Here is a 26,045-nt window from a genome sequence, read left to right on the forward strand (position 1 = left end):
ACTGGTGAGCGCGGACGCGCAGGCGTCCGCACAGCAGGGAGGAGATGTCGTGGGGGATCTGGTGATCGGTGCCCGCTCAGGTGCTCCGGAGCCCGACGGGGAGCCTTCGGGCAACTCCGAGGGCCGGCCCGCGGAGGACGGTGACGCCCTGCGGGCCGCCGACTCCGGGGAGACGGAGGAGAGCGACTCGGCGTCGGGCAGGGCCAGGAGGGCTCCCAAGCAGCGTTCCTTCTGGAAGGAACTGCCGATCCTGATCGGCATCGCCCTGATCCTGGCGCTGGTGATCAAGACCTTCTTCGTCCAGGCATTCTCGATCCCCTCGGGCTCGATGGAGAACACGCTCCAGGTCGGCGACCGCGTGCTGGTCGACAAGCTCACCCCCTGGTTCGGTTCGGAGCCGGAGCGCGGCGAGGTGGTGGTCTTCAAGGACCCGGGCGGCTGGCTGAACGACGAGCCCGCCCAGCGCAGCAACAACTCCTTCGTGCGCGGCGTCCAGGACGTCTTCAGCTTCATCGGGCTGATGCCGTCCAGCGACGAGAAGGACCTCATCAAGCGCGTCATCGCGGTCGGCGGCGACACCGTCGAGTGCCAGGACTCCGGCCCGGTCAAGGTGAACGGCATCGCGCTCGACGAGCCGTACATCTTCGCGGGCAACACCCCCTGCGGGGAGAAGCCGTTCGGCCCGGTCAAGGTGCCCGACGGCCGGATCTGGGTGATGGGCGACCACCGCTCCAACTCGCTGGATTCCCGGTACCACATGGACCAGCCGGGTGGCGGCACCGTCCCGGTCGGGAACGTCGTCGGCCGCGCGTTCGTGGTGGCCTGGCCGATCGGCGACTGGGCGACGCTGCCCGTCCCCGACACCTTCGACCAGAAGGGCCTGGCGGCCGGCGGGCCGCTCGCCCCGACCCTGGCCGGCGCGGCCCTGGCCGCCCCCGCGGTGTGGTGGGTGCGCAAGCGCCGTCGCTGATCGGTCGCAGACCGGCCGCGAATGACTCTTGCGCGGGCCGTGGTACTCGTGAGTAATCTGCTCGCACGTGCCACGGCCCGCAGTGCTGTCCAGCCCAGGACGGCGAGGCTCGGGCGGGCAGCGAGCGCTCGGCCGGAGCGCGTGAGCGCCAGGAGAGGGCGAAGCCGATGAGCAGCGTCGCGGAGCGGACCCAGCCCGCGGAGGCCCGACCGGCCGGACGCCGGAGCCCGGCGTCGATCGTGCAGGGTCTGGTGATCGCGATCGGGTTCGTGATGCTGGTCGGTGGCTTCGGCGTGCTCGCCGTGCAGTACCGGCCCTACAAGATCCCGACCGGGTCGATGAGCCCCACTCTGGAGAGCGGCGACACCGTCCTCGCCCACACCGCCGACGGGAAGTCGACCGGCCGGGGCGACATCGTGGTCTTCCAGGACCCGGACTGGGGCAACGTCACCCTGGTGAAGCGGGTGGTCGCGATCGGTGGCGACACCGTCTCCGGCGACCGTGAGGGCCGGATCACCGTCAACGGCCGCCAGGTGAACGAGCCCTACCTGGAGAAGGCCGCGGTGCTGGCCACGGCGTTCTCCGTGACGGTGCCCGAGGGGCGGCTGTTCGTGCTGGGCGACTTCCGGGGGAACTCGCTGGACTCGCGCAGCCACCTGGACGTGGCCTTCGGCTCCGTTCCCGCCTCCGGGGTGAAGGCGCGCGTCGAGGCGGTGATCCAGCCGCTGTCCCGGGCAAGGCTGGAGGGGCGCACTGCGGCCTTCGACGAACTGGGTGCGCCGAGTGCTCACCAGGCAGGCGCCCTGGTGCCTGCCTCGTGGACGTCGGTCGGCGGAGCAGTGCTGATCGTGCTCGCCTCGGCGGCGGGCTGGACGGTCTCGCTGGCCCGCAAGCTGCGGGGGCGGAAGGCCTGAACCGGGGGCCGGCGGCACACCGGGGCCGGCCCGGAAACGTGCGCAGAACCTCAGGACGGAGCTGAACCAGGTGGCGGTCGAGCGTCGCAGGGCCGTCCGCGTGCTGCTGCTGGACCCGGACGGGCGCGTCCTGCTGCTGCACGGGACCGACCCGGCCGCGCCGGGCGCCGACTGGTGGATCACGCCGGGCGGCGGCATCGAGCCGGGCGAGAGCCCGGCCGAAGCGGCCCGGCGCGAGCTGGGCGAGGAGATCGGGCTGACCGAGGTGGAGTGGGGACCGCTGGTCGCGTACGGCATGGTGAGGTTCTCCTTCCGAGGCAGGGACTACGAGCAGGAACAGTCGTTCCACCTGGCCCGCACGGGGCGCGGCGAGGTGTCACTGCGGCAGAGCGGGGCCGAGGAGCACGCGCTGCTGCTGGCCGTCCGCTGGTGGACGGTGGGGGAGTTGAGGACCACCGGGGACACCGTGTACCCGCTCGGACTGGCCGCGCTGGTGGAGCGGGTTCTGACCGAAGGGCCGCCAGAACCGCCAGTACGGCTCTGAGCACGGGCCCGGTGGTCCACAATGGGGTGGACGTGACGAGTGAGGGGACGCTTGGAATGAGTGCCGAAGACCTCGAGAAGTACGAGACCGAGATGGAGCTGAAGCTCTACCGGGAGTACCGGGATGTCGTCGGCCTGTTCAAGTACGTGATCGAGACCGAACGGCGTTTCTATCTGACGAACGACTACGACCTGCAGGTGCACTCGGTGCAGGGCGAGGTGTTCTTCGAGGTTTCGATGGCGGATGCGTGGGTCTGGGACATGTACCGACCGGCCCGGTTCGTTCGGAAGGTCCGCGTGCTGACCTTCAAGGACGTGAACATCGAGGAGTTGGCCAAGAGCGATCTGGAGCTGCCCTCGGACGACTCCGCGTTCGGGAACTGACCGCTCTGCGACTGAACGGCCGGCCCGGGAGCGCCCCGGACCCGAGGAGCCGGGGTGGGCGATCGGAACGGCGCGGCCGACCGCGCCCTTCCCACCGGGAGACCGCACCAGGATGACCTGCTGCGATGCCCGGGCCACCGAGACTGGTCGCGCCGACCGCCGGCTGTCCAGCGCATTTTTGGGTTTCTCACTCGAACGAGCGAGCTAAGTTGTCCACAGGCCCGGGTTATCCACAGGCCTGACGATTTCGCTGGCCCGCCTCCCGGCCGTGACGGCAACCTTCCGGCCGGAGGTGATTGCCGTGCAGAATCCCAACAAGCTTTCCACCAACGGCCTCGGACGCTACGGCGAGGAGGTCGCCGCCCGCCGGCTCACGGAGGGCGGCCTGTGCATCCTGGAGCGCAACTGGCGTTGCGCCGAGGGCGAGCTCGACATCGTCGCGCTGGACGGGGACACCCTCGCGGTGTGCGAGGTGAAGACCAGGTCCGAGCGGGGCTTCCAGCAGCCGTCCGAGGCGATCGACCAGACCAAGGCCGACCGGCTGCGGCACCTCGCCGAACGCTGGCTGGCCGAGCGCTGGCCGGTGCACTTCTCCCGCCTGGTGCTGGCGGCCGAGCGGGCCGAGGGCAGCGCACCACCGGACGAAGCAGCGGTCGGCGGGCCGGCGCCCCCGCCGCCCGGCGGCGTGCGCATCGACCTGGTCGCCGTGGTCAACCCCGTCAAGGGCGCCGCCGCGGTCGAGCACCTGCGCGGGGCGGTGTGAGATGGCCTTCGCCCGCACTTGCTCGGTCGCCCTGGTCGGGGTGGACGGCGTCGTCGTCGAGGTCCAGGCCGACCTCGAACCCGGACTCGCAGCCTTCAGCCTGGTGGGCCTCGCCGACAAGGCCCTCCTCGAAGCCCGCGACCGGGTCCGCGCAGCAGTCTCCAACAGCGGCGAGAAGTGGCCGCTGCGCAAACTCACCGTGGGCCTCACGCCGGCCTCCGTACCCAAGAGCGGCAGCGGGTACGACCTGGCCGTGGCCTGCGCCGTCCTAGCGGCCGCCGAACGGCTCGACCCCGCGTCGATCGACGGCCTGCTGATCATCGGCGAGCTCGGACTCGACGGCCGCGTGCGCCCGGTGCGCGGCGTCCTGCCCGCCGTACTCGCGGCGGCGGACGCCGGCTACCGGCAGATCGTGGTCGCCGAACAGACCGCCGCCGAAGCCGAGTTGGTGCCCGGCGTCTCCGTCCTCGGCGTGCGGAGCCTGCGACAGCTCATCGCCATCCTCACCAACGCCCCTGTCCCCGACGAACCGCCCGACCTCTCCACCGGCCGCCCCGACTCCTCGTACGCCGGACTCCTGCTGCCCGGGCTCGGCGTCCGCGACGTCACCTCGGAGCAGACCTGCCGACCCGACCTCGCCGACGTGGCCGGGCAGTACGAAGCCAGGCAAGCCCTGGAGATCGCCGCGGCAGGCGGCCACCACCTGTACCTGAAAGGACCGCCCGGAGCCGGCAAGACCATGCTGGCCGAACGGCTCCCCGCCCTGCTCCCGCCACTCACCCAGTCCGAAGCCCTCGAAGTGACCGCGATCCACTCCGTGGCCGGCCTGCTCCCACCCGACCGCCCACTGATCGACACCGCGCCCTACTGCGCGCCGCACCACTCGACCACCATGCCCGCCATCGTGGGCGGCGGGACGGGCCTGCCCCGGCCCGGCGCCGTCTCCCTCGCCCACCGCGGCGTGCTCTTCCTCGACGAGGCACCCGAATTCCCGGTCCGGGTCCTCGACGCCCTGCGCCAACCCCTGGAGTCGGGGGAGGTGATGATCGCCAGAGCCGCGGGCTCGATGCGGCTCCCCGCCCGGTTCCTGCTCTGCCTGGCCGCCAACCCCTGCCCCTGCGGCCGCTATTCACTGAGAGGAGAAGGCTGCGAATGCACACCCGTCATGGTCAACCGCTATCAAGCGAGACTGTCGGGACCGCTGCTCGACCGAGTAGACCTCCAAGTTCAGGTTTCCGGGGTCACCAAGGTCGAGCTGATGCACCAGGGCAGAAACGCCGAGAGCACGGCCACGGTCGCCGAACGCGTGAGGGAGGCCCGCGAACGAGCCGCCGCTCGCCTCGCCGACACCCCGTGGCGGACGAACGCCGAAGTGCCCGGGCACGAACTGCGCACGCGCTGGCAGCTCGCACCCGGCTCGCTCGCCGACGCCGAGCGTGACCTCGACCGTGGCCTGCTCACGGCCAGAGGCCTCGACCGGATCCTGCGCGTCGCCTGGACGGTCGCCGACCTCGCCCGCCGCCCCCGCCCCACCCGCGCCGACGTCCAGACCGCGCTGACCCTGCGCACCGGAGTCCAGCGCTCCACCCGACCGACCGACCGCCGACCCGACCCCTACGGCGACGTGGACGCCGACCTCGGCACCGGATCCTGAGCCCCCGTCACCTGGCGGCCCGTCAGCGACACCAGCACCGTCCCACCCTGAATCCGCCCGCGCCCGGCCAGCCGCCCGCCGGACAACCACCACAGGAGGAGACCCCGTGACCGCAGTTCCCGCACCCCACCGGCATGCTGATCCCGCCGCCCCACCGCTGCTCCCGACGGCACCCGGAAGCCCGGCCCGCGACGGCCACCCCGCGAGCCCGAGCGTCAGACTCCACTTGCTCGCCGATCCCACACCATTGGGCCCACCCGAGGACGCCTGTCCGCCCCACCCGCCCGACACCCGGACACCGCGCGAGGGTGGCGACCGGCTGCGCCACCTAATCCGGGGAGCCGGCCCGCCGGTCCTCCAGCGGCCGGGCCCGGACGCCCCGAGCCCCTCCCTGCCCACAACCGACGCCGTGACCGTCGCGGGCCATGCCCCGCCGAACGCGGCAACGAGTCGGCACTGTGCGGTCGAACCGGCCGCCGTGGGTCATTCCACCCGTACGGGGCCGTCCCGGAACGACCACCGGGTGATCCGGCCCACGCAGTGGGCCGCGGCGGCACCCACACCGGATCCGCCCGAGCCGGAGCGGGTGGCCAGGGCGGCGCTCACCCGCCTGATCGAGCCGGGGGACGCGGCGATCGGCCGGGCGATCCAGCGGCTCGGCGTGGTCCGCCTGGTGCAGGGCTTCTACGAAGGGGCAGCACCGAGCGCACTCGGGCTCGGAGCGGACCGGATCACCGCCTATCAGGAGCGGCTGCGAATGTTCAACCCGGCCACCGACCTCGAGCGAATCGCCAAGCTCGGTGGGAAGTTCATCATTCCGGGCGACACCGAGTGGCCGTCCCAGCTGAACGACCTCGGCGACGGCAGACCGGTCGGGCTGTGGGTGCGCGGCCGCCCGGGGCCGCGGCTTCCCTCGCTGCGCCTCCTGGCGCTGAGATCGGTCGCCATCGTCGGATCCCGGGCCTGCACCGCATACGGGCGGCACATCGCCGGCCAGCTCGGCTCCGAACTGGCCGAGCGCGGCTGGGTGGTGGTCTCCGGAGCCGCGTACGGCGTCGACACGGCGGCCCATCACGGAGCTCTGGCCGTCAACGGGATGACGATCGCGGTCCTCGCCAGCGGTGTTGACATCTGCTACCCGCGCGGGAACGAGGCACTGATCGAGCGGATCGGGAACGACGGGCTGCTGGTCAGCGAACTGGCGCTCGGAATGAACCCGACCAGGTTCAGATTCGTGCTGCGCAACCGGGTGATAGCGGCGCTCACCCGAGGCACCGTCGTGGTCGAGGCCGCGCCGCGCAGCGGGGCGCTCAGCACCGCCCGCCGCGCCCGGGACCTCAACCGTCACACCATGGGCGTTCCCGGTCAGGTGACGTCCGAACTCTCGGCGGGCGTACACGCATTGATCAGAAGCGGCGCGGCGACGCTGGTCACCAACGGCGCCGAGGTGGGCGAGCTGATCGGCTCCATCGGAGACGACCTGGCACCCGAACGGGTCGGCCCGATCCTGCCCCGCGACGCGCTGGAGCCGCCGGTCGCCCGAGTCCTGGAGGCGGTGCCGGCGAGCGCGGACGGTGCACCGGTGCAGCGGGTCGCCCACTACGCCGCCCTCTCCCCGCAGGAGACCGTGCACCACCTGCACGAGCTGAGCTCGCTCGGCTTCGTCGAACGGCACGGCGCGCACTGGAGGTTGGTACGACGCAAGTGATCGGTTCTGAGCAGCAGCGGACAAGGTGGGTCGACCGAACGGGGCAGCCCGTCAACAGAAAGGAACCCCAGGTGAGTTGAGAGAGGCGCCGAGACGACTGAGCTCGGGCGGGCGACAGCGGGGTGCTGGTGTGACCGGGAGATTCCCACGTGTCGCAGGAGGTCTGCGCTGGTCGGCGGCCCAGCGGGGGCGGACTGCCCGGCAGCCCCTCGGGGGCCGCACCGCGACGCGCCGGTGGAAGCGGTCAGTGCCACCGGATCGGGCGACGCCCGAGTGGCGGTAGCACTGTGCAGCTACTTGGTCACGCTACGCTCCCTTATGGCGTCCCTATCAGCACATGACTCGGCAGAACGGCGCAGACCAACGCATGCCCACTCACATTCCCGGACACAGGGTGACCGGTGACGGCCGGTCCCCGGACGGGACGGGGGCCGAGACCCGCAGCGCCGCGGAGCTGCGGGCCAGGCCCTCGGGAGTCGTGGGAATGACGAGGTCGGGCACCTCCCCGACCACGACCCCACAGTCCCAGGCCCGTCCCGCCTCGCCCTCGCCCCTACCCCGTCCCCCCGCCCCGCAGGGGCCGTCGGAGCACCGGCAGTCCTCGGCCCGCTCACCGGCCGAACGCCCCGGCCAGATGCTGCCCTGCCCGCAGACGGCACCACCGGGCGCGCCCGCCAAGACCGGGCCGCGCGGCGACGAGCTCACCGGCGGCCCCCCGGACGGGCCGGTGCCGCTCGGCGGTCAGCGCCCCGAGCGCCTCGGTGGCGACCGGTTCGGCGAAGGCCCGGCCGACGAGGGCCCGCCGGCGGGGCCGGACGCGGCCGAGGCGGGCGGGCGGCCGGTGCACGGCCAGTCCAAACGCGGCGCCCGGTCGAAGCCGAAGCCGGGGGAGGGCGGCACCCGGAGCTCGCAGGTCCGCAGGCAGGCGAGCGGCCCGGAAGCCGAACGCGCCCCGGATCCCGCCGCCCCGGCGCCGAAACCGGGCGCGCCACAGGCGGAGCCGCCGGACGGGTCGACCTCGCTGCCGACACCCGCGAGGCCCTCCGCGCAGCCGACGCCCGCCGCCACGGGCGGGGGTGCGGACGGGCAGGGCCGGGCCAAGGCGGTCGGCCGGAAGCCGGGCGCGCGCCCCGGCATGACGGTGCCCGCGCCTGCGGCGGCGCCCGCAGCGAGCGGGGCCGGGTCGAGCGGTGCGGGCGTCGCCGGAGGGGCAGCGGCGAGCGCCACCACGGGCAGGGGAGCGGAACGGGGGAGCGCGAAGGGGACGGACCAGTCGGCGCTGCAGGCGCTGTGGCGTTCGTACAAGGAGACCGGTGACCACGGGCTGCGGGACCAACTGATCCTGCACTACTCGCCGTTGGTGAAGTACGTCGCGGGCCGGGTCGGGGTCGGGCTGCCGGCCAACGTGGAGCAGGCGGACTTCGTGTCCTCGGGGATTTTCGGACTGATCGACGCCATCGAGAAGTTCGACATCGATCGGGCGATCAAGTTCGAGACGTATGCGATCAGCCGGATCCGCGGGGCGATCATCGACGAACTGCGGGCGCTGGACTGGATCCCCCGGTCGGTGCGGCAGAAGGCCAAGGCGGTCGAACGGGCCTACGCCACCCTGGAGGCCCGGCTGCGGCGGACGCCGCACGACCCCGAGGTGGCGTCGGAGATGGGCATCTCGCTGGACGACCTGCACACGATCTTCAGCCAGCTGTCGCTGGCCAACGTGGTGGCGCTCGACGAACTGCTGCACTCGGCCGGCGAGGGCGGCGACCGGCTGACCCTGGTGGAGACGCTGCCGGACAACGGCGCCGACAACCCGGTCGAGATCGCCGAGGACCGCGAACTGCGCCGCCTGCTGGCCTCCGCGGTCAACACCCTGCCCGAACGGGAGAAGACCGTGGTGACGCTCTACTACTACGAGGGCCTCACGCTCGCCGAGATCGGCCAGGTGCTCGGGGTCACCGAGAGCCGGGTCAGCCAGATCCACACCAAGTCGGTGCTGCAACTGCGGGCGAAGATGTCCGACGCCCGCTGACCGCCACGTCGGCAGTCCAACCGGCCGTCCAACCCGCCGTCCAACCGGCCGTCCAGGCCACCCGTCCAAGCGACCGGACGACCGACCGGACGACCGGCCGGATGACCGGACGGGACAGGGCCCGGCAGCTGGGCCGGCGGGGTGCGCGGTGTGCGCCCCCGTCGGCCGTCGGCGTCCGTAGAGTTGGGGCGTGCCGAAAATCCGGGCGGCCACGGTGGCCGAGCATCGACAGTTGCAGCAGGCAGCACTGTTGGACGCCGCGCGCGTCCTGTTGGCGGAGGGCGGCAGGGAGGCGCTGAACTTCGGCGCGCTCGCCGCGCGTACTGGCCTCGCCAGGTCCTCGGTGTACGAGTACTTCCGGTCCAAGTCGGAGCTGGTGGAAGCGCTCTGCACGGTGGATCTCCCGCTGTGGGCCGCCGAGATCGAGGCCGGCATGGCGGCCCGCGAGGGCGCGGCCGAGCGCGTCGAAGCCTACGTCCGGGGACAGTTGGCGCTCGCCGCAGACCCGGTGCACCGCGCCGTGGTGGCCGTCGCCGAGTACGAGCTCGACGACGCCGCGCGGGCGCGGATCAGGGCGGCGCACACCGGCCTGACCGCGATGGTGGTGCGCACCCTGGAGGAGCTCGGCCACGCCCGGCCCGCCGTCGCGGCCTCGCTGCTGCAGGGTGTGGTGGAGGCCGCGGTCCGGCAGATCGAGCGGGCCCGGGAGTCCACCGACAGCGCGGAGATCGCCGACGCAGCGGTGCGGTTCGCCCTGAACGGCCTCCGGCCCGCCGGCGCAGCAGCCACCGCCGCCGTGGCGGACGGCGAGACGGACGAGGGCTGAGCGGGCCTCAGGGCGCCGGCGGGTCGAGCGGCAGCAGACGGGCCCGACCGGTGCCGAGCAGGGCGAGCGGGTCGAGGTAGCGGGTGCCGCGGAGCAGTCCCCAGTGCAGGCAGTCGACGGGACAGTGGCCGGAGTCGGCGGTCAGTTCGCCGATCGGGTCGCCCGCCGCGACCGCGGTGCCGACGGGCGCCGAGCCCGCCACCGGCAGGTAGGTGGTCCGCAGCGGGGGAGCGCCCGAGCCGGAGTGGGTCACCACCACGACGGGACGCCCTGCCACCTGCCCGGAGAAGGTCACCATGCCGGGCGCGGCCGCCCGCACCACCGTCCCAGGCGCGGCCGCCAGGTCGACGCCGCGGTGCCCGGCCGCCCAGCGCACCGGCGGTGGATCGAACCTCCGCAGCAGCGCCGACCGGTCGCCCACCGGCCACACCCGCCCCGGCCCGGGCCCACCGCCCCGGAGAACCCCGCCGCGACCACCATCACCGGACGCCCCGAACCCCCGCCACCGCCCCGCCCCGCCGCCCGGCACGGGCGCGAGCACCGCCCGACCACCACCAGCGCCACCCCCGCCCGCAGCACCGCCGCCCGCAGCACCCCCGCCCGCAGCGCCCGCACCGGAACCACCCCGCCCCGTCCCACCGGAACCCGATCGGAAGCCCGGGCGAACGCCCGAGCGAACACCCGAGCGAACGCCCGAGCGAGGGCCCGAGCCCGAACCCGCCACCACCGCACGCCAACCTCCCCTTAACGCGACGAAACCGGCACAGCGCCAACACCCGGCGCAAACCGCGACAAGCCCGCTCAGCAGGCGGAACCCCACCCTGGACGTCGAGGAGCCGGCTCCGCCCGCCGTTTCCGGAAGCTGTGGACAGACCGGGGGCTGTGGACAACTGCCGTCCCCCGCAGGGGTGAACGGCGGGCGGCCACGGGCCCGGAGCGGTGCTGAACAGGGCGGCGGGGCCGCACGGAGTCGCCCGCCGCTCGGGGCTTCCCGTACACTTCACACGCGACCCGGTCTGCCGGGTCGACTTCGCACGCCCCGCCACCGACGGCCCGCCCCCTCCGGGAGCAGTCGCCGGTGCGAGTGCCGCTCGGTCCGCCGAGCCTGCCGAGGCCGCAAGCCCCGTGCAGGCAAAGCGGCTTGGCACGTCGGGGCGTCAGGCGTGACGGTCGCCCGACCGGCACGGACAAACCGAGAACCCCGGCACCCCGCAGAACGCACTGCGTCGCGGCGCGCCGGGCAACACAGAGGAGCACGGCACATGGCCGTCGTCACGATGCGGGAGCTGCTGGAGAGCGGCGTCCACTTCGGTCACCAGACCCGTCGTTGGAACCCGAAGATGAAGCGCTTCATCTTCACGGAGCGCAACGGCATCTACATCATCGACCTCCTGCAGTCGCTGAACTACATCGACCGCGCCTTCGAGTTCGTCAAGGAGACCGTTGCCCACGGCGGCAGCGTCCTCTTCGTCGGCACCAAGAAGCAGGCCCAGGAGGCCATCGCCGAGCAGGCGACCCGCGTGGGCATGCCGTACGTCAACCAGCGCTGGCTGGGTGGCATGCTGACCAACTTCTCGACCGTCTACAAGCGTCTGCAGCGCCTCAAGGAGCTCAGCGAGATCGACTTCACGGATGTGGCCGGCTCGGGCCTCACCAAGAAGGAGCTCCTGGTCCTCCAGCGCGAGTACGACAAGCTGGAGAAGACCCTCGGCGGTATCCGCGACATGCAGCGCGTTCCCAGCGCTGTCTGGATCGTGGACACCAAGAAGGAGCACATCGCGGTCGGCGAGGCCCGGAAGCTCAACATCCCGGTCGTCGCCATCCTCGACACCAACTGTGACCCCGACGAGGTCGACTACAAGATCCCGGGCAACGACGACGCGATCCGCTCCGTCACCCTGCTGACCCGCGTGATCGCCGACGCCGTCGCCGAGGGCCTGAAGTCCCGCGCCGGTGTCGCCAAGGGCGACGCGAAGGCCGAGCCGGGCGCCGACCAGCCGCTGGCCGCCTGGGAGAAGGAGATCCTCGAGGGCGAGAAGGCTGCCGAGGCCCCCGCCGCCGAGGCGCCCGCTGCGGAGGCTCCGGCCGCCGAGGCCGCTGCCGAGGCTCCGGCCGCCGAGGCCGAGCAGGCCTGACGTACCACCAGGGTGAGGGGCACCGGCCGGGCTGAGCCGGTGGGTGCCCCTCTCTCCCGTGCCGGGGGCCCGTACCTCGGGCCCCGGCACTTTCCCACGCAGACACGCGAGACGTGAGAAGAGATCACACCATGGCGAACTTCACCGCCGCGGACGTCAAGAAGCTCCGTGAGCTCACCGGCGCCGGCATGATGGACTGCAAGAAGGCCCTGGACGAGGCCGAGGGCAACGTCGAGAAGGCCGTCGAGCTCCTGCGCATCAAGGGCCAGAAGGGCGTTGCCAAGCGCGAGGGCCGCGACGCCTCCAACGGCGCCGTCGCCGCGCTGATCGCCGAGGACAAGAAGTCCGGCGTTCTGGTCGAGCTGAACTGCGAGACCGACTTCGTCGCCAAGGGTGGCAAGTTCGTCGAGGTCGCCAACGCGATCGCCGCGCACGTTGCCGCCACCTCCCCGGCCGACCTGGACGCCGCCCTGGCCTCCGAGATCGCCCCCGGCCAGACCGTCCAGCAGTTCGTGGACGAGGCCAACGCGACCCTGGGCGAGAAGATCGTCTTCCGTCGCTTCGCCCAGTTCGACAACGACGGCTTCGTCGCGGTCTACATGCACAAGTCGGACCCGGACCTGCCGCCGACCATCGGTGTTCTCGTCGAGCTCGACAAGGAGAACGCCGAGACCGCCAAGGACGTCGCCCAGCACATCGCCGCCTTCGCGCCGAAGTACCTCTCCCGCGAGGAGATCCCGGCCGAGGAGCTGGAGAACGAGCGCCGCGTCGCCGAGGCCACCGCTCGCGAGGAGGGCAAGCCCGAGGCTGCCCTGCCGAAGATCGTCGAGGGTCGCGTCACCGGCTTCGTCAAGGAGAACGCCGTCCTGGAGCAGGCGTTCGCCAAGGACAACAAGAAGTCCGTCGCCAAGGTCCTCGACGAGGCCGGCGTCACCCTCAAGCGCTTCGTTCGCTTCCGCGTCGGCGCCTGAGACCGTTCCGCGCAGCTCGTCCCGCCAGGTCCGGCCCCGTGCCGGACTTAAGGTAGGAGAGCGCCCGTCCGTACGGATGGAGGAACGCGCCGACCGCGCCCTCCAGTACCCCGTGAGGGCGGCGTCGGCACCATGAACGACGAGGAGGCCATTGCCGTGCAGGAGACCGTACCGGTTCCCGCGGCAGTGGCCTCCTCTCGTGTACACGGCACCGGGCCCGCACGTCCGGCGCCGTGAGTAGCACTTGCAGATCTGCTGACCAGCAGGCGGAGAAGGGAAAGTCCATGCAGGAGACGCAGGAGACCGCGCCGGACGGCACCCGCCGCCGGGTACTGCTCAAGCTGTCCGGCGAGGCGTTCGCCGGCGGAGGCGGCCTCGGCGTCGACCCGGACGTGGTGCACGCCATCGCCCGTGAGATCGCCACGGTGGTCCGCGCCGGGACGGAGGTCGCCATCGTGATCGGCGGCGGCAACTTCTTCCGCGGCGCCGAACTCCAGCAGCGCGGCATGGACCGGGCCCGCTCCGACTACATGGGCATGCTGGGCACCGTGATGAACTGCCTCGCGCTCCAGGACTTCCTGATCAAGGAGGGCATGGAGACCCGCGTGCAGACCGCGATCACGATGGGCCAGGTCGCCGAGCCGTACCTGCCGCTGCGCGCCATCCGGCACCTGGAGAAGGGCCGCGTGGTGATCTTCGGCGCGGGCATGGGCATGCCCTACTTCTCCACCGACACCACCGCCGTGCAGCGCGCCCTGGAGATCCACGCCGACGTCCTGCTGATGGGCAAGAACGGCGTCGACGGGGTGTACGACTCCGACCCGCGCACCAACCCGGCCGCGGTCCGGTTCGACGCGCTGGACTACACCGAGGTGATCTCCCGCGACCTGAAGGTCGCCGACCTGACCGCGATCACCCTGTGCAAGGACAACGGTCTGCCGATCCTGGTCTTCGAACTGCTCGCCGAGGGCAATATCGCCCGTGCGGTCAAGGGTGAGAAGATCGGCACACTCATCAGCGAGGACTCCGCCCGGGCCTAGGCACCGGGGCACTGAGCAGCAACAGCCGTCCGGGGCACCGGTACGGACAACAGCAGATGAACCGGACAGGGAGCACACAGTGATTGACGAGACCCTCCTCGAGGCCGAGGAGAAGATGGAGAAGGCCGTCGCGGTCGCCAAGGACGACCTCGCCGCCATCCGCACCGGCCGTGCGCACCCGGCGATGTTCGCCAAGATCGTCGCCGAGTACTACGGCGCCCTGACGCCGATCAACCAGCTGGCCTCGTTCTCCGTGCCGGAGCCGCGGATGGCCATGGTGACGCCGTTCGACAAGACCGCGCTGAAGGCCATCGAGACCGCGATCCGCGACTCGGACCTGGGCGTCAACCCGTCGAACGACGGCTCCGTCATCCGGGTGGTGCTGCCCCAGCTCACCGAGGAGCGCCGCCGCGAGTACATCAAGCAGGCCCGCGGCAAGGGCGAGGACGCCAAGGTCTCGGTCCGCTCCGTCCGCCGCAAGGCGAAGGACGCGATCGACAAGCTGGTCAAGGACAAGGAGATCGGCGAGGACGACGGCCGCCGCGGCGAGAAGGAGCTCGACGACCTGACCGCCAAGTTCGTGGCGCAGATCGACGAGCTGCTCAAGCACAAGGAAGCCGAGCTGCTGGAGGTCTGATCCAGACCCCGCGCGTACGCCCCGGACCGGCGGCAGGACCGCCCGGCCCGGGGCGCGGCTCGACCCGGGCCGGCACCAAACGGGTCACTCGCGGCGGCCTCCGGCATGACGAGGGGGCGGCGCGGCACAGACTCAGTTCATGCCCCCCGCCCAGGAGAGCCCCGTGGCCCAGACCGACCAGCAGCCCCGCAAGCCGCGCGGCGGCCGCAACCTGCCCGCCGCGATAGGTGTGGGAGTCGGCCTCGGGGCGGTGGTCGCGGCCTCGCTGTTCGTGGTCAAGGCGGTTTTCATGGTGGTGGTGGCCGCCGCCGTCGCGGTCGGCATCCGGGAGCTCACCAGCCGCCTCGCCGAGCGCAAGGACGTCCACGTCCCGCAGGTCCCGCTGCTGATCGGCGGCGTCGGCATGGTGGTGACCGGCTACTTCGAGGGCGGCCAGTGGTCGGCCGCGGTGCTGGCGCTCACCGGCCTGGCGATGATGGTCGCCCGGATGGCCACGCCGCCGGAGAACTACCTGCGCGACATAACGGCCGGCGTGTTCACCGCCTTCTACGTGCCGTTCCTGGCGACCTTCGTGGCGCTGATGCTGGCCGCGGACGACGGCGCCTGGCGGATCCTGCTGTTCCTGGTGGTCACCATCTGCTCGGACACCGGCGCGTACGCCGTCGGCTACAAGTTCGGCCGCACCAAGCTCGCGCCGACCATCAGCCCCGGCAAGACCCGGGAGGGCCTGGCGGGCGGCATCGGCCTGTCGATGATCGCCGGCGCGCTGCTGATGCACTTCCTGATCGACGGCGGCGCCTGGTGGCAGGGCCTGATCCTGGGCGGCTGCGCGGCCGTCACCGCGACCCTGGGCGACCTCGCCGAGTCGATGATCAAGCGCGACCTCGGCATCAAGGACATGGGCACCCTGCTCCCCGGCCACGGCGGCATCATGGACCGCCTGGACTCCCTGCTGCCGACCGCCCCGGTGGTCTGGCTGCTGCTCACGGTCTTCGTCGGCAACTGACGCCCCGCAGTCCGGAACGGCCCCCGCCCGCGGGGGCCGTTCGCCGTTTTCGGGGGAGGTTCCGCGGTCTGAGACACTGGAACAACCATGCCTAAGCCCGGAGAACTGACCTTTGTCGCGCCGCGCGGCGCCAAGCCCCCGCGACACCTTGCCGACCTCAGCCCTGCCGAGCGCAAGGAGGCCGTCGCCGAGCTGGGCGAACAGCCGTTCCGCGCGAAGCAGTTGTCGAACCACTACTTCGGCCGGATGTCGAACGACCCGGAGAGCTGGACGGACATCCCTGCGGCCAGCCGGAGCAAGCTGACCGAGGCGCTGCTGCCCGAGCTGATGTCCGTGGTGCGGCACGTCTCGTGCGACGACGACGAGACCCGCAAGACGCTGTGGAAGCTCTTCGACGGCACGCTGGTCGAGTCGGTGCTGATGCGGTACCCGGACCGGGTGACGATGTGCATCAGCTCGCAGGCCGGCTGCGGCATGAACTGCCCGTTCTGCGCGACCGGTCAGGCCGGGCTGACCCGGAACCTGTCGACCGGCGAGATCGTCGAGCAGATCGCCGCCGGCATGCGCGACCTGAAGTCGGGCTCGGTGCCCGGCGGCGAGGCTCGGCTGTCCAACGTGGTGTTCATGGGCATGGGCGAGCCGCTGGCGAACTACAACCGGGTGCTGTCGGCGATCCGCCGCCTCACCGACCCGGCGCCGGACGGCTTCGGGCTCTCGCAGCGCGGCATCACGGTCTCCACGGTCGGCCTGGTCCCGGCGATGCACCGGTTCGCGGACGAGGGCCTGAGCTGCCGCCTCGCGCTGTCGCTGCACGCCCCGGACGACGAACTGCGTGACGAGCTGGTGCCGGTGAACACCCGGTGGAAGGTCGCCGAGGTGCTGGACGCCGCCTGGAACTACGCGGAGAAGTCCGGCCGCCGGGTGTCGATCGAGTACGCGCTGATCAAGGACATCAACGACCAGGCGTGGCGGGCGGACCTGCTCGGCCGGCTGATCAAGAACCAGCGGGTGCACGTGAACCTGATCCCGCTCAACCCGACTCCGGGTTCGAAGTGGACGGCCTCCCGCCCGGAGGACGAGCGCGAGTTCGTCCGCCGGCTGCAGGCGCACGGCGTGCCCACCACCGTCCGCGACACCCGCGGTCAGGAGATCGACGGCGCCTGCGGTCAGCTGGCCGCGGCGGGCTGAGGCAGCGGACGAACTCCCCGGTGGTCCTCGACGGAGGACCGCCGGGGAGTTCGCGTCTTCCGGTGCCGGGCGGTTACAGCGGGCAGAGCGCCAGGGTCAGGCCGCCGGTCACCAGCAGGACGGTGCCGGCGCCGAGGGCGCGCAGCACGACGGTGCCGGTGAGCAGGCCGGCCGGGGCGCCGAGGCGGTCCAGGGCGGCGGCGGTGGGGCGGCGTTCGGAGCGCAGTTCCAGCAGGCGCGCGGCGACCGCGGCGACGGTGCAGGCCAGGATCAGCAGGCCCTCGACCAGGGTGAGCACCGGCACCTCGGCGTCCTCCCGGGCCCAGTTGCGGCCGGCCACCAGCAGCAGCGCGGAGATCGCGGTGAGGACGGCCAGCGGCGCGCCGAGCCGGTGCGACTGGGCGGTGAGGGCGCGGCCGGACAGCAGGCGCAGCGGCGCGGGCCGGCGGATCACCAGCAGCCGGCCGGCGAGGGCGAGCAGCGGCCCGGTCCACAGGGCGAGGGCGAGGGCGGCGAGGGTCCAGCCGGCCAGCAGGGCGGGGCTTGTGGCGGGCAGGCCACCGGGCAGGTCGAGGGTGCGTTCGGCGTCGGTGGCGCCCGGCCGCAGTCCGTACAGTTCGAGGCCGATCCCGGCGAGCAGCAGGGGCGCGGGCAGGGCGGCGCGGCGGGCGGTCCAGCGGGCCGGGCGGGCTCGGCGGGCCGGCCGGGCAGGGCGTCGGGGAAGCGGATGGCGCAGGCCGCGGCGACGCCGGCCACCAGCGCGGGGACGGCGAGCAGGGTGACGGGCGCGGCCGCGGGCAGCGGGACGCCCATGCCGATGTCGGGGGCGAGCGAGGGCCCGGCGATGTCGTTGCGCAGCACCAGGAAGAGCAGCAGGGTGAGGGCCGAGCCGAGTGCGCAGGCGAGGGCGATCTCGCCGGCGATCAGCAGCCGGATCCGGGCGGGCCCGGCGCCGGCGGCGGTCAGGCCGGTGATCCGCTCGGGGTGCTGGGCGGGGACGGCGCGGGCGGCGACGGCCGCGAACCAGGCGACGGCGGCCAGCGGGGGCAGGCACCAGAGCAGGCGGTCGGGCCGGCGGCGGGTTCGGCGAGGGCCCGGCCGAGGGCCCGCAGCAGGAACGCGGCGACCACGGCGGCGGCGCCGGCGGTGAGCAGCCAGCGGGCCAGGTCGAGGGCGCGGTAGCCACGGGCGAGTGCGAGGTAGTACACGTCGGCCCTCTCAGCGCCCGGCGGCGACGGCGGCAGCGGCGGGGCGGCCTCGATCCGGCCGTCGACCAGGCGGACGGTGCGGTCGGCGTAGCGGGCGAGCTCCGGGTCGTGGGTGGCGATGACCAGGGTCAGGTGGTGGGAGCGGGCGGCGCTGGCCAGTATCCGCAGGACCTGTTCGCGGGCGTCGCGGTGCAGCGGGGCGGTGGGGTCGTCGGCGAACACCACGGGCGGTTCGGGGGCGAGCGCGCGGGCGACGGCGATCCGCTGGCGGATGTCCTGCGGGAGGTCGGCGGGCCGGAGCTTGGCGCAGCCGGTGACATCGAGGCGGTCGAGCCACTCGCCGGCGGCGCGGTGGGCGGCCCGGTGGCCGGCGCCGGCCAGCAGCAGCGGCAGGGCGACGTTCTCACGGGCCGTCAGTTCCGGTACCAGGTGCGGCTCGGGGCCGACCCAGCCGAAGCGTTCGCGGCGCAGCCGTTCGCGGCCGGCCCGGCCGAGGGTGTGCACGGGGGCGCTGTGGAACCAGACCTCGCCCTCGTCGACCGGGAGTTGCGCGGACAGGCAGCCGAGCAGCGTGGACTTGCCGGAGCCGCGCGGTCCGGTGACGGCGAGCATCTCGCCCTCGCGGACGGCGAGGGAGACGCCGCGCAGGGCGGGCGTGCCGTGGTGGGACTTGACGATCCCTCGGGCCCAGAGCACGTCGTTGTCGGGCGGGGCCGCTGACATGTGATCCATCCAGGTGCCGACGGGGATATGACAGTCGTCAGATTAGAACGATCGGACGGCTGTGCGGGCGCGCCGCACTGACCCGAACCGGGCGGAATCACCACGAAAGCGGCGTGCGGTCGCCGAATCGTTCCCGGACACGCCGAAGGGCGGTCCCGACGGTGAGGAGTCGGGGCCGCCCTTCGGTGGAGGGTGGGGAAAAAAGCTCAGACGATCAGATCTTCGCCCACGCGTCGGTCAGGCTGGTCCGCAGGATCTGCTCGATCTCGTCGAAGGTCGACTGGTCGGAGATCAGCGGCGGGGCCAGCTGGACGACCGGGTCGCCACGGTCGTCGGCGCGGCAGTACAGGCCGTTGTCGAACAGCGCCTTCGACAGGAAGCCGTACAGGACGCGCTCGACCTCGTCGTCGTTGAACGACTCCTTGGTGACCTTGTCCTTCACGAGCTCGATGCCGTAGAAGTAGCCGTTGCCGCGGACGTCGCCGACGATCGGCAGGTCGCGCAGCTTGTTCAGGGTGGCCAGGAACTTCGACTCGTTGTCGAGGACGTGCTGGTTCAGGCCCTCGCGCTCGAAGATGTCGAGGTTGGCCAGCGCCACCGCGGAGGACACCGGGTGACCACCGAAGGTGTAGCCGTGCAGGAAGGTGTTGTCACCCTTGTAGAACGGCTCGGCGAGGCGGTCCGAGATGATCGTGGCGCCGATCGGGGAGTAGCCCGAGGTCATGCCCTTGGCGCAGGTGATCATGTCGGGCTGGTAGCCGAACTTGTCGGCGCCGAACATGGTGCCGAGGCGGCCGAAGGCGCAGATGACCTCGTCCGAGACCAGCAGCACGTCGTGGCGGTCGCAGATCTCGCGCAGGCGCTGGAAGTACCCGGGCGGCGGCGGGAAGCAGCCACCGGCGTTCTGCACCGGCTCGACGAAGACGGCGGCGACGGTCTCGGGGCCCTCGTTGAGGATGGCCACCTCGATCTCGTCCGCGCACCAGCGGCCGTAGGCCTCCGGGTCCACCGTGCCGTCGGGGCCGGCCAGGAAGGACGGGGCGCGGTAGATGTTGGTGTTCGGCGCCTTGTGGGTGCCCGGCACCAGCGGCTCGAACGGGGCCTTCAGGCCCGGCAGGCCGGTGATCGACAGGGCGCCCTGCGGGGTGCCGTGGTAGGCGACCGCGCGGGAGATGACCTTGTACTTGGTCGGCTTGCCGGTCAGCTTGAAGTACTGCTTGGCGAGCTTCCAGGCGGTCTCGACGGCCTCGCCGCCACCGGTGGAGAAGAAGACCTTGTTCAGGTCGCCCGGCGCGTAGTTGGCCAGGCGCTCGGCCAGCTCGACGGCCTTCGGGTGGGCGTAGCTCCACACCGGGAAGAAGGCGAGCTCCTTGGCCTGCTTGGCAGCGGCCTCGGCCAGCTCCTCGCGGCCGTGGCCGGCCTGGACGACGAACAGGCCGGCGAGCCCGTCGAGGTACTTGCGCCCCTTGTCGTCCCAGACGTAGGTGCCTTCGCCCTTGACGATCGTCGGCACGGGGGAGTTCTCGTACGACGACATGCGGGTGAAGTGCATCCACAGGTGGTCGTAGGCGGTCTTGGAAAGGTCCTTCTGCGCCGGCTCGGCTGTCATCGGGTGCCCCAGGTGTAGGTCTGTTTCCGGAGCTTCAGGTAAACGAAGCTCTCGGTGCTCCGCACGCCGGGAAGCGAGCGGATGCGCTTGTTGATCAGTTCGAGAAGGTGCTCGTCGTCCTCGCACACCAGCTCCGCGAGGAGGTCGAACGAGCCCGCGGTGCAGACCACGTAGTCGACCTCGTCGAACGCGGCCAGCGCGTCCGCGACCGGCTCGATGTCGCCCTCGACGCGGATGCCCACCATCGCCTGGCGGGTGAAGCCGACGGTGAGGGGATCGGTGACGGCGACGATCTGCATCACGCCCTGGTCGAGCAGCTTCTGGACGCGCTGCCGGACGGCCGCCTCGGACAGGCCCACGGCCTTGCCGATGGCGGCGTACGGACGGCGCCCGTCCTCCTGGAGCTGCTCGATGATCGCCTTGGAGGCGGCGTCGAGGGGAACGCTGGCGTTCCGGTCACGGTTGGCCACGCCGACACTGTGCCCGACGGGCGGAGGAATCGCAAGCGGTGGTTCTGCTGATTTCGTCGTTCTTTCGATGATCAAGAACGGAATGCGTGGCGCTTCGGGCGGGGCCCTGTCGATTACGGCAGTGACAAGGGTACTCTGGCTACGTACACGCGCGAGCGTGCACACCGCCGATCGTGGCTTGTCGCTGACATGCTGTGTCCGACCGGGCCCGGAGTAATCTGGCGCCCGGGGCTGCAACGACGCAGGCCCAGACCGAGGAGAGACCGTGAGCGAGCTTCGTACGCTGCGCAACTACATCAACGGCGAGTTCGTCGACGCTGCGGACGGCCGCACGCTCGACATCGTCGACCCGACCACGGGCGAGGTGTACGCGACCTCCCCGCTGTCCGGAGCCTCCGACGTGGACGCCGCGATGGCAGCGGCCGCCGCCGCGTTCCCGATCTGGCGCGACTCCACCCCGTCCACCCGGCAGAAGCTGCTGCTCAAGATCGCCGACGCGGTCGAGTCCCGGGCCGACGAGATCGTCGACGCCGAGGTCCGCAACACCGGCAAGCCGCGCGCGCTGACCCTCTCCGAGGAGATCGGCCCGATGGTCGACCAGCTGCGCTTCTTCGCCGGCGCCGCCCGCCTGCTGGAGGGCAAGGCCGCGGGCGAGTACATGGACGGCATGACCTCCATCGTCCGCCGCGAGCCGGTCGGCGTCTGCGCGCAGGTCGCGCCGTGGAACTACCCGATGATGATGGCCGTCTGGAAGTTCGCCCCGGCGATCGCCGCCGGCAACGCCGTCGTGCTCAAGCCGTCCGACACCACCCCCGCCTCCACCGTGCTGCTCGCCGAGATCATCGGCGGCGTGCTGAAGGACATGGAGCTGCCGGCCGGCATCTTCAACGTGATCTGCGGCGACCGCGAGACCGGCCGCCTGATGGTCGAGCACCGCACCCCGGCGATGGCCTCCATCACCGGCTCGGTCCGGGCCGGCATGCAGGTCGCCGAGTCCGCCGCGAAGGACGTCAAGCGGGTCCACCTGGAGCTCGGCGGCAAGGCCCCCGTCGTCGTCTTCGAGGACGCCGACATCGCCGAGGCCGTCGAGGGCATCTCCATGGCCGGCTACTTCAACGCCGGCCAGGACTGCACCGCCGCCACCCGCGTGCTGGTGCACGAGTCGATCCACGACGCGTTCGTCGAGGCGCTCGCCAAGGCCGCCAAGGACACCAAGACCGGCGGCGTCGACGACGAGGACGTGCTGTACGGCCCGCTCAACAACGCCAACCAGCTGAAGCAGGTCACCGGCTTCATCGAGCGCCTGCCCGCGCACGCCAAGGTCGAGGCCGGCGGCCACCGGGTCGGCGAGGTCGGCTACTTCTACGCCCCGACCGTGGTCTCCGGCCTGAACCAGGACGACGAGATCATCCAGAACGAGGTCTTCGGCCCGGTCATCACCGTGCAGAAGTTCACCGACGAGGAGCAGGCCGTCGAGTACGCGAACGGCGTCGAGTACGCGCTCGCCTCCTCGGTCTGGACCAAGGACCACGCCCGCGCGATGCGGATGTCCCGCCGCCTGGACTTCGGCGCGGTGTGGATCAACACCCACATCCCGCTGGTCGCCGAGATGCCGCACGGCGGCTTCAAGAAGTCCGGCTACGGCAAGGACCTGTCGTCCTACGGCTTCGAGGACTACACCCGGATCAAGCACGTCATGACCGCGATCTAGCGGGTCAGGACGGTCGGGCGCAGTACGACCGCTGTCTGAGTCCGATGGGAAGGGGCGCGAGGATCTGTTCCTCGCGCCCCTTCACGTTGTCAGGGCGCGACACGCCCTCCGTGACAGGCTGCATCTGCCTGGGGGAGGGGCGCGTCCCTACGCTGGGCGCATGAGCACTTCCTCCGCTGACTCGGTCGCCGGGCAGGCCGTCAAGGCCGCCGACCGCGCGCACGTCTTCCACTCGTGGTCCGCCCAGGCCCTGATCGACCCCCTCGCGGTGGCCGGTGCCGAGGGCTCGTACTTCTGGGACTACGACGGCAACCGCTACCTGGACTTCTCCTCGCAGCTGGTGAACACCAACATCGGGCACCAGCACCCGAAGGTGGTCGCCGCGATCCAGGCGAAGGCCGCCCAGCTGTGCACCATCGCCCCCGGCTTCGCCGAGGAGTCGCGCAGCGAGGCCGCCCGGCTGATCGCCGAGCGCACCCCCGGCGACCTGGACAAGATCTTCTTCACCAACGGCGGCGCCGAGGCGAACGAGAACGCGATCCGGATGGCCCGGCTGCACACCGGCCGTCACAAGGTGCTCTCCACCTACCGCTCGTACCACGGCGCCACCGCCAACGCGATCACCCTGACCGGTGACCCGCGCCGCTGGGCGAACGAGACCGGCGTCTCCGGCATCGTGCACTTCTGGGGTCCGTACGCGTACCGCTCCAACTTCCACGCCGAGAACGAGGCGCAGGAGTGCGAGCGCGCGCTCGCGCACCTGGAGCAGACCCTCGCGTTCGAGGGCCCCGGCACCGTCGCGGCGATCATCCTGGAGACGGTGGTCGGCACCGCCGGCATCCTGGTGCCGCCGGCCGGCTACCTGGCGGGCGTGCGGGAGATCTGCGACAAGTACGGGATCGTGTTCATCCTGGACGAGGTGATGGCCGGGTTCGGCCGCACCGGCGCGTGGTTCGCCGCCGACCACTGGGGCATCACCCCGGACCTGCTGACCTTCGCCAAGGGCGTCAACTCCGGCTACCTGCCGCTCGGCGGCGTGGCCATCTCGGGGGCGATCGCCGAGACCTTCGCGCAGAAGGCGTTCCCCGGCGGCCTCACCTACTCCGGCCACCCGCTGGCCTGCGCCTCCGCCGTGGCCACCATCAACACGATGGCCGAGGAAGGCATCGTGGAGCACGCCAAGCACATCGGCGAGACCGTGCTCGGCCCCGGCCTGCGCGAGCTGGCGGAGCGTCACCCGTCGATCGGCGAGGTCCGCGGCCTCGGCGTGTTCTGGGCGCTCGACCTGGTGAAGAACCGCGAGACCCGCGAGCCGCTGGTGCCGTACAACGCGGCCGGCGCCGACAACGCGCCGATGGCGCAGCTCGCCGCGGCGTGCAAGCAGCGCGGCCTGTGGCCGTTCGTCAACATGAACCGCTTCCACGTCGTTCCGCCGTGCAACATCAGCGAGGAGGACGCCAAGACCGGCCTCGCGGTGCTGGACGAGGTGCTCACCCTCACGGACGCGCACACCGTCTGACGAACCGTCGGCGAAGGAGGCCCCGGGCGACCGCCCGGGGCCTCCGTGCTGTCGGCGGCCGGTCTTCACCGACCGGCGGATCCTGCTGGCCGGCAGCGGTGCGAGCCGCACCCCGCGTGCGCTCGGCGGACTGCCCTACGCCCGGCTGCGCCGCGTCGAACCCCGGCACACCTGGGAGTCCGACCGCATCGACCTGCACTTCGCGGACGGGTCGCCGGCCGCGCTGGAGATCACCGAGAAGGAGTTCGCCAGCCCCGTCGCCCTCGGCCCGCGCTGACCAGCCGTCAGCGGCGCACCGCGTCCAGTGCCAGCAGGGCCACGTGCAGCGACAGGCAGGACTCCACCTGGTCCAGGTCGATGCCGAGGATGCGCTCGACCTTGTGGAGCCGGTCGTAGAAGGACGGGCGGGACAGGTGGGCGGCGTCGGCCGCGGCGGACTTGTTCCGGCCCTGCTCCAGGTAGATCCGCAGCATCTGCACCAACTGGCCGCCGTGCTCGGCGTCGTGGGCGAGCAGCGGGCCGAGCTCGCGCTCCACGTAGGTCTGCAGGCGCTCGTCGTCGCGGAGCAGGTGGAGCAGGCCGCGCAGGCGGACGTCGGGCAGCCGGTAGTAGGCGGCGCGGTTGCCCGGGGCGTCGTGCAGTGCGGCGTCGGCGACCTGGGTGGCCTCCAGCAGGGTGCGGCGGGCGTCGCGGACCGAGCCCACCGAGGAGCCGACCGCTATCACCGGCTCGGCGGCCGCGCCGTCCCGGCCGGCCTCCGCGGACAGCCGGCGCAGCGCCGCCGCGAACGCCTCCAGCGAGGCGTGCTCGTCCTGCTGCGAGCCGAGCGCGACCAGCACGCCCACGCCCTCGTCGTCCAGCGCGCCGACCAGCGCGGACAGCCGGGCGGAGCGGATCGCGGTGGCCGCCAGCTCGGTGAAGTCGCGCAGCCGGGCCTGCGCCTCCAGCGCGGCGGGCAGCGGTCCCTGACGCTGCCTCAGCACCACGCCGACCAGTCGGCGGCCCTCCAGCGGGACGCCCAGCGCCTGGGCGCGCAGCGACACCTCGGAGACGGTGAGCGCGTGGGTGAGGATGCCCGACAGCAGGGTGCGGTGGGTCTGCCGCTCCAGCGACTCGCGGTCGCGCACCACCAGCCGGTTCAGCGCCAGCGTTGCCGCGCCGCGCTCCAGCAGCATCGCGTGCGGGTGCGGCACGTCCGGCGGGAGCGGCACCGGCTCGTCGACCAGCACCAGCCGGCCCCAGTCCTGGCCGCGCGCGCCGACCGTGGTCACCAGCCAGCCCGAGCGCGGGTCGTAGCCGGTCCGGCCCGGCGGGTTGACGCCGCGCGAGCGGTGCTCCCAGTTCTCCAGCAGCTCCTGCTCGCCGCGCCCCGCCGTGTCGTGCGCCAGCACCTGGTGCGCCAGGTTCTCCAGCACCACCGGCGCGCCCGCCATCCGGCCGACCTGCCGGACCACCTCGGCGGGCTCCGCGCCCTCGGTGGCCAGCTCGTTGAACACCTGGTGGACCGCCTCGGACACCCGCAGCTGCTCCAGTTGCGCGTTCACCACCAGGGCGTGCACCGCCTCGGTCACCGCGACGAACTTCAGCTCCCGGCGCAGCACCACCAGCGGCAGGTTGTGCCGCTCGGCCGCCGCGACCAGCGCCCGCGGCAGCGAGTCGAAGTAGCGCCGGCCGAACTCGATCACCAGCCCGGCCACCCCGATCTCGGCCAGCTCCCGCACGTACCGGGCCAGGCCGTCCCGGTCCTCCGGGAGCGCGATGCCGGTGGACAGCACCAGCTCGCCGCCGCGCAGCACGCCCGCGACGTCCGGCAGCTCGCTGACGTGCACCCAGCGCACCGGGCGCTCCAGCGCGCCGGCGCCCGCCACCACCTGGGGCAGGCCGCGCCGCATCACGTCGAGATCGAGCACGCGGGCGACGGTGGGCAGCATCGCGGACACCTCCAGGGGGTTTCAGGGTGTCAAGTCAATCATGCCCTGCCGCGACGCTGTGTCGCCCCGGCGGAGCCTTGCAGCGTGTAAGGCCGCCCGCCCGGGC

The 26,045-nt window shown here is 72.2% G+C and carries 23 protein-coding genes and 1 pseudogene; 17 read left to right on the forward strand and 7 right to left on the reverse strand.

What is annotated here, in order from left to right; all coding sequences use genetic code 11:
- The first annotated feature begins 58 nt into the window (after window positions 1–58).
- The 9 genes from lepB (KCH_RS24660) (at window position 59) to KCH_RS24700 (ending at window position 9,791) form a co-directional block, all read left to right on the forward strand.
- The gene (lepB, locus tag KCH_RS24660) at window positions 59–970 is read left to right on the forward strand and encodes a signal peptidase I (RefSeq protein WP_035873552.1); all 912 of its coding nucleotides are present in this window, start codon (window positions 59–61) and stop codon (window positions 968–970) included.
- A 167-nt stretch (window positions 971–1,137) separates the two neighbouring features.
- On the forward strand, window positions 1,138–1,884 hold the full coding sequence (gene lepB / locus KCH_RS24665) for a signal peptidase I (RefSeq protein ID WP_063750178.1): 747 nt from the start codon (window positions 1,138–1,140) through the stop codon (window positions 1,882–1,884).
- A gap of 70 nt (window positions 1,885–1,954) precedes the next feature.
- Entirely contained in the window at window positions 1,955–2,428 is a 474-nt protein-coding gene (locus tag KCH_RS24670) for an NUDIX hydrolase (protein ID WP_035866566.1), read from the forward strand.
- A gap of 56 nt (window positions 2,429–2,484) precedes the next feature.
- A complete protein-coding gene (locus tag KCH_RS24675; protein WP_030458804.1) occupies window positions 2,485–2,811 on the forward strand; it encodes a DUF2469 domain-containing protein in 327 nt (108 codons plus the stop codon).
- A gap of 292 nt (window positions 2,812–3,103) precedes the next feature.
- Complete coding sequence (locus tag KCH_RS24680; protein WP_084224258.1) at window positions 3,104–3,574, forward strand: YraN family protein; 471 nt, start codon at window positions 3,104–3,106, stop codon at window positions 3,572–3,574.
- A 1-nt stretch (window position 3,575) separates the two neighbouring features.
- On the forward strand, window positions 3,576–5,228 hold the full coding sequence (locus KCH_RS24685; protein ID WP_084223906.1) for a YifB family Mg chelatase-like AAA ATPase: 1,653 nt from the start codon (window positions 3,576–3,578) through the stop codon (window positions 5,226–5,228).
- 523 nt (window positions 5,229–5,751) lie between these two features.
- Window positions 5,752–6,936 carry a DNA-processing protein DprA gene (dprA, locus tag KCH_RS24690; protein WP_244305417.1) on the forward strand — a complete coding sequence of 395 codons (1,185 nt, stop codon included), beginning with the start codon at window positions 5,752–5,754 and terminating at the stop codon, window positions 6,934–6,936.
- 1,141 nt (window positions 6,937–8,077) lie between these two features.
- A complete protein-coding gene (gene whiG, locus KCH_RS24695) occupies window positions 8,078–8,965 on the forward strand; it encodes an RNA polymerase sigma factor WhiG (RefSeq protein WP_084224259.1) in 888 nt (295 codons plus the stop codon).
- A 214-nt stretch (window positions 8,966–9,179) separates the two neighbouring features.
- Window positions 9,180–9,791: a TetR/AcrR family transcriptional regulator gene (locus KCH_RS24700; protein WP_084223908.1), complete on the forward strand. Its 612-nt coding sequence runs from the start codon at window positions 9,180–9,182 to the stop codon at window positions 9,789–9,791.
- Window positions 9,792–9,798: 7 nt separating this feature from the next.
- Here the strand turns inward: KCH_RS24700 and KCH_RS24705 are convergent, their stop codons facing one another.
- Window positions 9,799–10,212 carry a M23 family metallopeptidase gene (locus KCH_RS24705; RefSeq protein WP_208865978.1) on the reverse strand — a complete coding sequence of 138 codons (414 nt, stop codon included), beginning with the start codon at window positions 10,210–10,212 and terminating at the stop codon, window positions 9,799–9,801.
- Window positions 10,213–11,053: 841 nt separating this feature from the next.
- Here KCH_RS24705 and rpsB point away from each other — a divergent pair.
- The 6 genes from rpsB (at window position 11,054) to rlmN (ending at window position 16,768) form a co-directional block, all read left to right on the forward strand.
- Window positions 11,054–11,926 (forward strand): 30S ribosomal protein S2, encoded by an 873-nt coding sequence (gene rpsB / locus KCH_RS24710; protein WP_035866573.1) that lies wholly within the window; start codon window positions 11,054–11,056, stop codon window positions 11,924–11,926.
- Between the two features lie 131 nt (window positions 11,927–12,057).
- Window positions 12,058–12,897: a translation elongation factor Ts gene (tsf, locus tag KCH_RS24715; protein WP_035866576.1), complete on the forward strand. Its 840-nt coding sequence runs from the start codon at window positions 12,058–12,060 to the stop codon at window positions 12,895–12,897.
- A gap of 284 nt (window positions 12,898–13,181) precedes the next feature.
- Window positions 13,182–13,937 carry a UMP kinase gene (pyrH, locus tag KCH_RS24720; RefSeq protein ID WP_035866578.1) on the forward strand — a complete coding sequence of 252 codons (756 nt, stop codon included), beginning with the start codon at window positions 13,182–13,184 and terminating at the stop codon, window positions 13,935–13,937.
- 79 nt (window positions 13,938–14,016) lie between these two features.
- Window positions 14,017–14,574: a ribosome recycling factor gene (gene frr, locus KCH_RS24725; RefSeq protein WP_035866581.1), complete on the forward strand. Its 558-nt coding sequence runs from the start codon at window positions 14,017–14,019 to the stop codon at window positions 14,572–14,574.
- Between the two features lie 139 nt (window positions 14,575–14,713).
- The gene (locus KCH_RS24730; RefSeq protein ID WP_035866584.1) at window positions 14,714–15,580 is read left to right on the forward strand and encodes a phosphatidate cytidylyltransferase; all 867 of its coding nucleotides are present in this window, start codon (window positions 14,714–14,716) and stop codon (window positions 15,578–15,580) included.
- A gap of 87 nt (window positions 15,581–15,667) precedes the next feature.
- Window positions 15,668–16,768: a dual-specificity RNA methyltransferase RlmN gene (rlmN, locus tag KCH_RS24735; RefSeq protein WP_035866595.1), complete on the forward strand. Its 1,101-nt coding sequence runs from the start codon at window positions 15,668–15,670 to the stop codon at window positions 16,766–16,768.
- A 73-nt stretch (window positions 16,769–16,841) separates the two neighbouring features.
- On the opposite strand, the gene KCH_RS37755 is transcribed toward rlmN, so the two are convergent.
- The 5 genes and pseudogenes from KCH_RS37755 to KCH_RS24755 form a co-directional block, all read right to left on the reverse strand.
- Window positions 16,842–17,222 (reverse strand): hypothetical protein, encoded by a 381-nt coding sequence (locus KCH_RS37755; protein ID WP_051653418.1) that lies wholly within the window; start codon window positions 17,220–17,222, stop codon window positions 16,842–16,844.
- Window positions 17,219–17,629 carry a hypothetical protein gene (locus KCH_RS41625; RefSeq protein ID WP_157032181.1) on the reverse strand — a complete coding sequence of 137 codons (411 nt, stop codon included), beginning with the start codon at window positions 17,627–17,629 and terminating at the stop codon, window positions 17,219–17,221. Before KCH_RS41625 ends, KCH_RS37755 begins: the two co-directional genes overlap by 4 nt.
- A 350-nt stretch (window positions 17,630–17,979) precedes the next feature.
- Window positions 17,980–18,699 (reverse strand): annotated as a pseudogene (locus tag KCH_RS24745) (ABC transporter ATP-binding protein); the annotation flags it as partial.
- Between the two features lie 214 nt (window positions 18,700–18,913).
- Window positions 18,914–20,308 (reverse strand): aspartate aminotransferase family protein, encoded by a 1,395-nt coding sequence (locus KCH_RS24750; protein WP_035866597.1) that lies wholly within the window; start codon window positions 20,306–20,308, stop codon window positions 18,914–18,916.
- Window positions 20,305–20,778: an Lrp/AsnC family transcriptional regulator gene (locus KCH_RS24755; protein ID WP_014138339.1), complete on the reverse strand. Its 474-nt coding sequence runs from the start codon at window positions 20,776–20,778 to the stop codon at window positions 20,305–20,307. The genes KCH_RS24750 and KCH_RS24755 overlap by 4 nt, the downstream gene beginning before the upstream one ends.
- Before the next feature lie 265 nt (window positions 20,779–21,043).
- Here KCH_RS24755 and KCH_RS24760 point away from each other — a divergent pair, with 265 nt between their 5' ends.
- Entirely contained in the window at window positions 21,044–22,489 is a 1,446-nt protein-coding gene (locus tag KCH_RS24760) for a gamma-aminobutyraldehyde dehydrogenase (RefSeq protein ID WP_035866600.1), read from the forward strand.
- Window positions 22,490–22,649: 160 nt separating this feature from the next.
- On the forward strand, window positions 22,650–24,008 hold the full coding sequence (locus KCH_RS24765; protein ID WP_035866601.1) for an aspartate aminotransferase family protein: 1,359 nt from the start codon (window positions 22,650–22,652) through the stop codon (window positions 24,006–24,008).
- 284 nt (window positions 24,009–24,292) lie between these two features.
- Here KCH_RS24765 and KCH_RS24770 read toward each other — a convergent pair whose 3' ends face one another.
- A complete protein-coding gene (locus KCH_RS24770) occupies window positions 24,293–25,939 on the reverse strand; it encodes a PucR family transcriptional regulator (protein WP_035866602.1) in 1,647 nt (548 codons plus the stop codon).
- Between the last annotated feature and the right edge of the window lie 106 nt (window positions 25,940–26,045).

Source organism: Kitasatospora cheerisanensis KCTC 2395, from assembly GCF_000696185.1.
Taxonomy (GTDB): domain Bacteria; phylum Actinomycetota; class Actinomycetes; order Streptomycetales; family Streptomycetaceae; genus Kitasatospora; species Kitasatospora cheerisanensis.

What these genes read in the sequence shown, in the direction of transcription:
- lepB (WP_063750178.1), top strand. Translation starts at nt 1,138, where the DNA reads ATGAGCAGCGTCGCGGAGCGGACCCAGCCCGCGGAGGCCCGACCGGCC.
- KCH_RS24675 (WP_030458804.1), top strand. Translation starts at nt 2,485, where the DNA reads ATGAGTGCCGAAGACCTCGAGAAGTACGAGACCGAGATGGAGCTGAAG.
- KCH_RS24685 (WP_084223906.1), top strand. Translation starts at nt 3,576, where the DNA reads ATGGCCTTCGCCCGCACTTGCTCGGTCGCCCTGGTCGGGGTGGACGGC.
- rpsB (WP_035866573.1), top strand. Translation starts at nt 11,054, where the DNA reads ATGGCCGTCGTCACGATGCGGGAGCTGCTGGAGAGCGGCGTCCACTTC.
- tsf (WP_035866576.1), top strand. Translation starts at nt 12,058, where the DNA reads ATGGCGAACTTCACCGCCGCGGACGTCAAGAAGCTCCGTGAGCTCACC.
- pyrH (WP_035866578.1), top strand. Translation starts at nt 13,182, where the DNA reads ATGCAGGAGACGCAGGAGACCGCGCCGGACGGCACCCGCCGCCGGGTA.
- KCH_RS24730 (WP_035866584.1), top strand. Translation starts at nt 14,714, where the DNA reads ATGCCCCCCGCCCAGGAGAGCCCCGTGGCCCAGACCGACCAGCAGCCC.
- rlmN (WP_035866595.1), top strand. Translation starts at nt 15,668, where the DNA reads ATGCCTAAGCCCGGAGAACTGACCTTTGTCGCGCCGCGCGGCGCCAAG.
- KCH_RS24750 (WP_035866597.1), bottom strand. Translation starts at nt 20,308, where the DNA reads ATGACAGCCGAGCCGGCGCAGAAGGACCTTTCCAAGACCGCCTACGAC.
- KCH_RS24765 (WP_035866601.1), top strand. Translation starts at nt 22,650, where the DNA reads ATGAGCACTTCCTCCGCTGACTCGGTCGCCGGGCAGGCCGTCAAGGCC.
- KCH_RS24770 (WP_035866602.1), bottom strand. Translation starts at nt 25,939, where the DNA reads ATGCTGCCCACCGTCGCCCGCGTGCTCGATCTCGACGTGATGCGGCGC.